General features: G+C 69.6%; 9 protein-coding genes and 1 pseudogene. 5 read left to right on the forward strand and 5 right to left on the reverse strand.

The window, feature by feature from the left end; translation table 11 throughout:
* Window positions 1–3: 3 nt before the first annotated feature.
* Window positions 4–903, reverse strand: a complete 900-nt coding sequence (locus D7V77_RS19290; RefSeq protein ID WP_120577755.1) for a LysR family transcriptional regulator — start codon at window positions 901–903, stop codon at window positions 4–6.
* A gap of 128 nt (window positions 904–1,031) precedes the next feature.
* Entirely contained in the window at window positions 1,032–1,328 is a 297-nt protein-coding gene (locus D7V77_RS19295) for a hypothetical protein (protein WP_120577756.1), read from the reverse strand.
* 73 nt (window positions 1,329–1,401) lie between these two features.
* On the opposite strand from D7V77_RS19295, the gene D7V77_RS19300 reads away from it, so the two are divergent.
* Window positions 1,402–2,511: an MJ1255/VC2487 family glycosyltransferase gene (locus tag D7V77_RS19300; RefSeq protein ID WP_120577757.1), complete on the forward strand. Its 1,110-nt coding sequence runs from the start codon at window positions 1,402–1,404 to the stop codon at window positions 2,509–2,511.
* Between the two features lie 27 nt (window positions 2,512–2,538).
* Here D7V77_RS19300 and D7V77_RS19305 read toward each other — a convergent pair whose 3' ends face one another.
* Both D7V77_RS19305 and D7V77_RS19310 read right to left on the reverse strand, forming a co-directional pair.
* Window positions 2,539–3,579, reverse strand: coding sequence for an SDR family oxidoreductase (locus tag D7V77_RS19305; RefSeq protein WP_120577758.1), 1,041 nt, complete (start codon window positions 3,577–3,579; stop codon window positions 2,539–2,541).
* 43 nt (window positions 3,580–3,622) lie between these two features.
* Window positions 3,623–4,132, reverse strand: coding sequence for a peroxiredoxin (locus D7V77_RS19310; RefSeq protein WP_120577759.1), 510 nt, complete (start codon window positions 4,130–4,132; stop codon window positions 3,623–3,625).
* A gap of 162 nt (window positions 4,133–4,294) precedes the next feature.
* On the opposite strand from D7V77_RS19310, the gene D7V77_RS19315 reads away from it, so the two are divergent.
* The 3 genes from D7V77_RS19315 to D7V77_RS19325 all read left to right on the forward strand — a co-directional run bounded on the left by D7V77_RS19315 (window position 4,295) and on the right by D7V77_RS19325 (window position 7,802).
* On the forward strand, window positions 4,295–5,428 hold the full coding sequence (locus tag D7V77_RS19315; RefSeq protein WP_120577760.1) for an aminotransferase class I/II-fold pyridoxal phosphate-dependent enzyme: 1,134 nt from the start codon (window positions 4,295–4,297) through the stop codon (window positions 5,426–5,428).
* A 160-nt stretch (window positions 5,429–5,588) separates the two neighbouring features.
* Entirely contained in the window at window positions 5,589–6,473 is an 885-nt protein-coding gene (locus tag D7V77_RS19320; protein WP_120577761.1) for a hypothetical protein, read from the forward strand.
* 39 nt (window positions 6,474–6,512) lie between these two features.
* Window positions 6,513–7,802: a hypothetical protein gene (locus D7V77_RS19325; protein WP_120577762.1), complete on the forward strand. Its 1,290-nt coding sequence runs from the start codon at window positions 6,513–6,515 to the stop codon at window positions 7,800–7,802.
* Window positions 7,803–7,828: 26 nt separating this feature from the next.
* Here the strand turns inward: D7V77_RS19325 and D7V77_RS19330 are convergent, their stop codons facing one another.
* A complete protein-coding gene (locus D7V77_RS19330; protein WP_120577763.1) occupies window positions 7,829–8,833 on the reverse strand; it encodes a hypothetical protein in 1,005 nt (334 codons plus the stop codon).
* 408 nt (window positions 8,834–9,241) lie between these two features.
* Between D7V77_RS19330 and D7V77_RS44795 the strand changes: the two are divergent.
* A pseudogene (locus D7V77_RS44795) lies at window positions 9,242–9,361 on the forward strand (serine/threonine-protein phosphatase); the annotation flags it as partial.

Below are 9,361 nucleotides of genomic sequence, written 5' to 3' on the forward strand. Positions count from 1 at the left end.
GCTTCAGTCGTCCTGCGGAAGCAGGGAGGCCTGCTTGAAGGCTTCCAGCACCGCCGCGGACGCGCGGTCCAGGTACTTGCCCTTGCGGATGAGCAGGCCAATGGGGCGCGACACCGGCCCCTCCGCGAAGGGCTTCGCCACCAGCGAGCTGTTCTTGATTTCGGCGTGGGCCGTGGCGAGCGGGAGGATGGCCACGCCCAGGCCCATCTCCACCGCGCGCTTGATGGTCTCCACGTTGTCCATCTCCATCACCGGATTGATGTCGATGTTCTTCTCGCGGAACAGGCGGTCCAATGCCTTGCGCGTGGGGGCTTCCCGGTCGAAGGCGATGAAAGGCACGCCTGACAGCGCGGTGACGCTCACCTTCGTCTTGCTGGCGAACGGGTGGTTGGGCGCGCAGACCACCGCCAGCTTGTCGTCGCGGAACGGCAGGATGTCCACGCCCGCGCGCGGCTGCGGATAGGCCACGATGCCAATCTCCGCGGCGCCCAGAATCACGTCGTCGTAGACCTGATCATTGCGCCGGTAGTTCAGGCGCATGTTGACCTTGGGGTGCGTCTTCAAGAGCTGCTTCTGCACCACGTTCAGCTCGTGCAGACCCACCGAGTAGATGGTGGACACGGTGGTCGCGCCCTGGACCTCCGTGGCCTGCTCGCGGATCTCCTGCTCCACCTCCGCGAAGCGCGCCAATATCTCCTTGCAGCCCCGGAACAGGCGCTCGCCCGCGGGCGTGGGCGTCACCTGCCGCGCGCTGCGAGAGAGCAGCTTCTGCTCGTAGCGGTTCTCCAGCGCGCGAATCTGCTGGCTCACCGCCGACTGGGTCACGTGATTGAGCTGCGCCGCGCGCGAGAACGAACCTGTCTCGACCACGTCACAGAACATCTTCAACGATTCGAGCTGCATGGGCCGTCTCCTACCCTCAAACCTAATGGCCGGGCCAGTGGTAATTAGTTGACCTACCCCGCGCGCGAAAATGACCTACAGGCACAATGTGCCTGGCTGCTTGCGCGGCGCGGCGAAATCTCGGGCTCTCAAACGCTGGAGTCATGGCCGTTCTCGGGCGGACGCGGGCGGGTGAGCGCGAAGAGGGCGGCGCCCAGGGCGACGAGCGCTCCGCCGGAGAGTGTCTGCACGCGGCCCAGGTCCCGGTCGGTCTCGTGGAGGAGCTGGCACTCCTGCGGGGACAGGTGGGCGCAGTCGGCGGGGGCGAAGACGGCCCTCACGCCCAGCCCGAGCAGCCCCACGCCGCCCAGCATGAGGCCGACGATGCCCCCGAACGCCGCTGCGCGCAGGACGGAGGCACCCCGGGGCGAGGGCAGGGAGGTCATGGACCGGGAGGCGTAGCACCGTCCCGGGCCGGAAGGGACAGGGGAGGGTGTCCCGGGCGTATGCTTCCGGACCATGCGAATCCTGTATGGGGTCGTCGGCGAAGGGATGGGCCACGCCACGCGCTCGCGCGTGTTGCTGGAGGCGCTGACGAAGGAGCACGAGGTCCACATCGTGGTGTCCGGTCGGGCGCAGAACTACCTGGCCCAGCGCTTCCAGAACGTGCACGGCATCTGGGGCCTGACCATCGCCTACGAAGGCAACTCGGTGAAGAAGTGGCAGACGGTGCTGCAGAACCTGAAGGGCGCCGTGACGGGCTGGCCGCAGAACGTGCGCCAGTACTTCGACCTGGTGGAGGGCTTCAAGCCGGACGTGGTGGTGAGCGACTTCGAGACGTTCAGCTACCTGTTCGCGAAGAACCACCGGTTGCCCGTCATCAGCGTGGACAACATGCAGATCATCAACCGCTGCCAGCACGACCCGGCGCTGCTCGCGGGCCACGAGGAGAGCTTCGAGGCCACGCGCGCCATCGTGAAGGCGAAGCTGCCCGGGGCCTTCCACTACCTGGCCACGACGTTCTTCTACCCGCCGGTGCGCAAGCGCCGCACCACGCTGGCTCCGTCCATCCTCCGGCCCGAAATCCTGGCGGCGAAGCCGGAGGCCGGGGAGCACCTGCTCGTGTACCAGACGTCCACGACGAACACGCAGCTGCCCGAAATCCTCAAGCAGTCCGGCGTGCCGTGCCGCGTGTATGGCCTGCGCCGCGACCTCAAGGAGGACGTGGTGGAGGGCAACCTCACCTACCGGCCCTTCAGCGAGGCGGGCTTCATCGACGACCTGCGCACCGCGCGCGCGGTGGTGGCGGGCGGCGGCTATACGCTGATGAGCGAGGCCGTGTACCTGCACAAACCGCTGCTCAGCATCCCCGTGGGTGGCCAGTTCGAACAGGTGCTCAATGCCCTCTATCTGGAGCGGCTGGGGTACGGGATGTATGTGAAGGAGTTGAGCCTGGACGCGCTGAAGACGTTCCTCTCACGCGTGCCCGCCTGCGCGGAGTCCCTCAAGGGCTACGAGCAGGACGGGAACGTGAAGATTCTCGCCGCGCTGAATGATCAGCTGGCGCAGGCCTACGAGCACCGCGGCCACTGGCGCATGGAGCTGGCGGAGATGGACGGCAAGGCTTAGGCCTCCGTCCACCGGGGTGTCCCCGCGTCAGTGCAGGGACACCTCGTTCTCGTTGTTGCGCTCCGCCGCGCGGCGGCTCATCTCCGTGAGCCAGGAGCGGGTGAGGGGCGTCTCGCTCTCGCTGCCCTTGTAGCGCTCCGGGGTGCTGTCCTGGGGCAGCCGCCGGTTGACGGCGTCCAGCACGCGCGCGGTGAGGTTGGGCGCCAGCGCGCGTCCCAGCGCGCCCAGCTTCGCGGGCATGCCCACCAGCGCCTCCGCGTCACCCCGGCGGCACGCTTCCATGATTTTGCGCGCCACGCGCTCGGCGCTCATGGACACGCCCATCATCGAGTTGCTCACGTGGAACCACGCGTACTCCTTCTCGTGGTCGCCCTTGAAGGTCGCGTTGCGCGGGCTGCCCGTGCGGATGAGGGACGGGCACGCCGTCGTCACGCGGATGCCGTCCTGGGCCAGCTCCGTGCGCAGTCCGTCCGACAGGCCCACCAGCGCGAACTTGCTCGCGGAGTACGGCACCAGGTGCGGGATGCTCAGCTTGCCGCCCATGGAGGCCACATTGACGATGCGGCCCTCGCCGCGCGCCTTCATGGCCGGCGCCACCGCGAGCGTCGTGTACAGCGGCCCCCACAGGTGGACGTCCACCGCCTCCTCGAAGTCCTCCAGCGTCATGGACTCCAGCGGGCCCACCATGATGACGCCCGCGTTGTTGATGAGCACGTCCACCGCGCCCCAGTGCTCGTGGACCGCGCCCACCATCGCGTCCACCTGCACCTGGTCGCGCACGTCGCAGCGCAGGGTGAGCACCTCTCCGCCCATGCGCTCCAGGTCCGCGTGGGCGCGCTGGAGCGACTCGACGTCGCGTCCGCAGATGGCCACGCGCGCGCCCTCCTTCAGGAACATGCGCGCCATCACCAGTCCCAGCCCCCGGGAGCCTCCGGTGATGACGACCGTCTTGCCCTGGAAGCTGTAGCGCGGACGCAGCACGCGCTTCAGCCCCACGACGGCCCCCACCCCGGCGGCCAGCGCGCCCAGGGAGAAGCCCCTTCGCTCGGTGTGTCGTCGGTCAGCCATGGTGCGACTCTCCTGGAGAGGGAAGGGTGGGGGCGCGAAGGGCTCAGGGATTGGAGGCCGCGACCTGGTCCTCCTGCTCGCGGGACACCTCGCCGTGGAGCGCGGGCGGCTCCTGGCCGGGCAGGTCCTTGAGCAGCGTGCGCACGCGGCGCACGGCGTCCTTGCCGCCGATGCGGTTCTTCAGCCGCCCATCCGTACCGAAGAGGAGGAAGGCGGGGTGCTTGTCCACGCCGTAGGCCTTGGCCATGGAGCCGTCGTCCATGGCGATGGGGTAGCGCAGGCCGTGCTCGCGCGCGAAGCCCTCCACCTTGTTGGTGTCCCGGAGCTCCGTCTCGTTGTGGGTGACGTCCACGCCAATGACCTTCAGGCCCTTGGGCCCGTAGTCCACCACCCACTGGTTCACGGCCTCGAACTGCTTCGCGCAGTCCTCGCAGTCCATGGTCCAGAAGTGGAGGAGGACGGGCAGTCCGTCGAGCTCCGAGACGTGGACGGGGGCATTCACCCACCCGCCATCCGGGTCCAGCAGCGTGAGCGGGATTTTCGTCGAGGCCATGCGAGCTCCCAATGCGAAGTGGAAAGCGCTTCAACGGGACGTGACTCAAGCTATGCATGCGCCACCGGTTGCTCCCGGCTGCGCGCCCGTACGCTCGCCTGTCCGGCAAGGGCTGTTGGCCCGCTCCGCCCTCCGGTGGGCAGGCGAGCATGGAGGCCGTGAATGCGCATCCCCGACTTCGAACTGGAGCGGTACTTCGCGCGGTGGGAGTTCGCCGCGCCCTACCTCCTGTGCTCCTCCGACATCGAGGGCTGGCGCATGGCGGACCTGCTGGCGCTCGCGTCGCCGGAGGACCGCGCGCGCTGGGACGGGCTGACGCTCGGCTACACGGAGACGCCCGGCCTGCCCGCGCTGCGCGAGGCCATCGCCGGCATGTACCCGGGCCTCATCTCCGAGGACGTCCTCACCTTCGCGGGCGCGCAGGAGGCGCTGTTCGTCGCGATGAACGTCCTGCTGGGGCCCGGCACGCACGCCGTCGTCACCTGGCCGGGCTATCAGTCGCTCTACGAAGTCGCGCGCTCCGTGGGCGCGGACGTGACGCTGCTGCCCCTGCGGGAGGAGGACGGCTGGGCCCTGGACCTGGACGCGCTCACGGCGGCGCTGCGCCCGGACACGCGCATGGTCGTGGTGAACTTCCCGCACAACCCCACGGGCTCGCTGCCGGACCGCGCCACCTTCCAGAAGCTGTGTGCCCTGTGCGAGGCGCGCGGCATCCACCTCTTCTCCGACGAGGTGTACCGCCTGCTGGAGTACGACGCGAACGACACGCTGCCGCCCGCCGCGTCGTGCCTCACGAAGGGCGTGAGCCTGGGCGTGATGTCCAAGGCGTTCGGCCTCGCGGGCCTGCGCGTGGGCTGGCTCGCCACCCGGGACACGGAGCTGCTCGCGCGCTGCCGCGCCTTCAAGGATTACACCTCGCTCTGCAACAGCGCCCCCAGCGAGCTGCTGTCCCTCATCGCGCTGCGCGCCCGTGAACGCGTGCTGGAGCGCAGCCGCGGCCTGCTCACCGCGAACCTCGCGCGGCTGGATGACTTCTTCGCGCGCCACGCGGACACCTTCCACTGGGTGCGCCCGCGCGCCGGCAGCGTGGCCTTCCCCCGTCTGCTGCGAAACATCCCGGTGGCTCGTTTCACTGAGTCACTGATTACCCGCGAGGGTGTGTTGCTGTTGCCGGGTGACGTGTATGGCTTTCCGGGCAATCACTTCCGGTTGGGTCTGGGGCGCGCCAACCTGCCGGAAGCACTGGAGCGGCTGGAACGCTTCGTGCGGGACGGGGCCCTGGACGCGCTGGGGTGACTTCCAGAGCCAGCGCGGTGCGTCAGGGTTTTCACTGACGGCCCGACTTTCGGCTTATCGCCTTCATCTGAAACAACCCCTAGAGTGGTTGTCCCCTCGCCCGGCCTGGGGCCGTGCGGAAGCCCTCTCATCCCCCCGAGAGGCCAGGAGACACACCCCGATGAAGATGCTGATTGGCGCGGCCGTGACCGCCGCGACGCTGTTGGTGGGTACCGAAGCCGCCGCGACGAACTACACGCTGTGGATCCACGGCAAGAACGGCAACAAGACGCAGGCGGGCAACTACGCCGACTTCAGCTACTGGGGGCCGTCCACCACCGCGGCGGGCGTGAACAAGAAGGCCGTCAACTGGAACGGCACGCAGCGCGTGGGCTCGGAGAACTACCGCATCCGCAACGCGCTGGACTGCTTCTGCACGGGCACGAACTCCTGTTACCTCGCCGTGCACAGCGCCGGTGACCTGCAGATCGGCTACGCGCTGTCGCTGTACGGCACCAGCACGCGGCAGGTGAAGAACGCCGTGGCCAACGCCAACGGCGAATGCGGCAACGTGGGCACCTCCACGCAGAAGGGCTGGAACATCAAGTGGGTGGCCGTGGCGTCCGGCGCGGGCGGCGGCAGCGAGCTGGCGGACCACGGTGACTGGGCGGTGAGCGAGCCCCTGGTGAGCGACCTGGTCACCACCACGGCGCGCTCCATGTACAACCACAACGCCACGGCCAACGTGGAGTTCCTCATGTTCGCCGGCTCCAAGGGGACGCTGTACTCCGGCATCCTCCCGGGCCAGGACGACGAGGCGGTGGCCTACCACTCCACGGGCGGTGTCTCCGGCAGCAGCGGCGGCTCCTACTGCAACCCGGGCGACTGGTTCTGCGGCGGCACGCTCAACCTGCTCAAGAACGCGTGCAGCGACGGCCGGCAGAAGTGGAGCTTCCACTCCGTGTACCTCCGCGACGATGGTGAGTCGTACAACCACTACGCCAACGGCAACTGGGGCGGCATCGTCTCCAAGGTGCGCGAGTACATGGCCCAGTACGCGTACTAGAATGACGGCTTCCCCCGCCCCCTCCGGCGAAGCCCGCTCATGACACGTGAAGACGGCCCCATCCCCTCCGCCTCCCGGCTGCGCCACGGCCGGTGGTTGCTCGCCCTCGTGCCCCTGGTGCTCGTGGGCGGAGCGTTCTTCTGGTGGCAGGGAAGCGATGGGGCCGTAGCGCCGGAGGGCGCACCGAAGCCCACCTCCGCCCCGGTGTCCGACCCTCGCGAGGGGGCACGGACACCGGCGGAGCGCTCCAGCGCGGCCATGGCGGCCGAGCCCGCCCCGCCGTCACTGCTCAGCCCGGAGGCCCGCGAACGCGAGGCCCGCCGCGAGCTGTGGCAGAAGCGGCTGGAGCGCGCGAAGCGCTCGTTGGAATCCTACGTGGCGGCCACGCGCTATCCGCCCGAGTCTCGGCCGAGCCGCGAGCATCCGGATCAGCTGGAGCTGGCGGAGCCGGAGCGCACCCGGCCGCTGAGCCCCAAGGCCGCGGAGGACGGCACCTCCGACGTGCAGCTGCGACTCAAGCAGGACAAGGTGTTCGTGGTCGGTGACGAAGCGGTGCTCTTCACCGTGGCGTGCGAGGACTCGCGCCGCGCGGCGCGCCCGTGCGAGGTGGTGTCCGCGATGGCGCACGAGGCGGACCACCTGGCGGACGCGGGCGGCGTGCCGGGCGTTCCGGTGACGTTCGTGGACTCGGGGCAGGGCGGCGACGCGGTGGCAGGCGACGGGATGCTCACCGGGCGCTTCCAGCCGTCGAAGCAGGGCTTCGCGATGTTCTCCGGCACGCTGCGCGTGGCCCTCCGCGTGCGCTCGGGTTCGCTGGAGGACTCGGCGTTCTTCGACGTGCTCTACACACCCGCGCCGCCGGCCACGTTCAGCGGCAGGGTGCGCGAGGTGCTGGAGGGTGGGTCGCTGGACCTGTACCTCCCCATCCAGGTCCGCAAGGCGGGGCGGTATGTGGTGTCCGGCCGGCTGGACGACGAAGGCGGCGTGCCGTTCGCGGTGCTGTCGTTCAACGAGGAGCTGCAGGAGGGCTCGCAGGAGGTGAAGCTCAACGTCTTCGGCAAGGTCATCCGGGACGACAAGCCCACGTTCCCGCTGACCCTGCGCGACGTGGAGGGCTTCCTGCTCAAGGAGATGGGTGACCCGGACCGCGAGCTGATGGTCACGCTGCGCGGGCCCGTGCACACCACGCGCGAGTACGCGCTCGAGCAGTTCTCGGATGCGGAGTGGAGGAGCCCCGAGCGCGACCGCTACAAGACCGAGCTGGAGAAGGACGTCATGGAGGCGCAGAAGCAGCTCGACGCCGCGCTCTCCGACAGGCCCGAGCCCTGAGCGTCAGGGCCCGTTTGGGACTCGGCTCAGGATTCGAGCGGAGGCGGCGGAGGCGTCTGGGCCGCGTCGGCCTCCACGAGGTCGGCGTCCTGCACATCCTCGATGTCCGCCGTCGCGTCAGCGGGCTCGGCGGCCACCACCACGCTGGGCTCCGGTTCGGAAGCCGCGTTCTTGCGGGCCTCGGCATAGGCGGCGGCGTAGGCGGCCTCGGCCTGGACGGCCTCCATCGTGAAGTCGTCCGCGTCCGCGAGGAAGTCATTGGACGAAGGGGCGCTCGGCGGCGCATCCGCTGACAGCGCCTCCGGCCCGCTGTCCTCCAGCGTGGCCAGGAACGCGCCCGAATCCTCCGGCGCACCGGACACCTCCAGGCCCTCCGCGTCTCCAGACGCATCCGGAGCCGCGTCGTCCATGCCCAGGTCGTCGCTCAGCGCGGCCAGCTCCTCGTCGCTGAGGCCGGACAGGTCACCGGACTCCAGGAGGAAGAGCAGGTCCTCCGCCTCCTTCGAGGAGGCGGTGCTCGGCATGGTGTCCAGGTTCTGGAGCTCCCACTCGGCCGCGTCGGGCGACAGGATGTCGGAGGGGTCCAGGGTCGGATCCGCCGGCGAGGCCTCCGCGCGGCGCTCCGCCTGCTGGAAGTGGCGCGCCTGCATGAGCGGCGTGGACATCTGCGGCGTGCCCAGCCGCTGGGCGTACGCGGGCGCGGCGGCCTCGAAGGTGCTCTCTCCCGCGAAGGTGCGCAGGTGGGGGTTCTCCAGCAGCGCGGCCCGGGCCTCCGGGTCCTCCAGGCCCGACGCGCGCCCCCCGGCCTCCGAGGACGGGCCCGACGTCAGCCCCAGGTCCTCGAGCAGGGCACCGGCCAGGTCGCCGTCGGCGTCCGCCTGGAAGTCGCTCGAGTCGGAGAAGCCCCGCCGCACCGGCTCCACCGGCGTCATGGGCTGCTGCTGCACCGGGGCGGTGACCTCCAGCTCGGAGGAGATGGACCAGGCCCGGGACGTCGAGATGCCAGAACCCACTCGGCGGATGGATGTCATGGTTCTCCTCGGGTGATGGCCCGCAGGTCGGGCAGCTCCTGCATTGTCCGCCGGGGCCGGCAGGAGTTGCTAGGGGGACGCGAGTGGATCCCCATTGGCCACAATGCCCGATATCCTACCGGCGCCCATGACTCCCACCCTTGCTCCACACGTGGACGCCCGTCCCGCGTCCTCCCACGAAGCCCGCCCGGGCCTTCGGGGTGTCACGCCCGTTGAGAAGTCGCGGCGGGACGGGGTGGAGACGACCGCAACGTCGGTCCGCGGACAGGGGAGTGCGGGTGCGCGGCGAGAACGCGCACCCGGGCGTTCTCCAGAGGCGAGAACCCCATGGGGGAACCCCGGGCATGAAGCGACCGGGCCGTTGGCCTCCCGTTTGCTGACCGGGAGCCCAGCCAGGAGGCGGTGGTGATGAGATTCGAGTGCGCGGGGCAGACCCACATCGGGCGGCGCCCGCACAATGAAGATGCGTACTGCGTGCTGCCCGAACGCGGGTTGTTCGTCGTGGCGGATGGCCTGGGGGGCCAGGAG

Origin of the sequence: Corallococcus sp. CA041A, assembly GCF_003612075.1 — a bacterium.
Classification (GTDB): Bacteria; Myxococcota; Myxococcia; order Myxococcales; family Myxococcaceae; genus Corallococcus; species Corallococcus exiguus.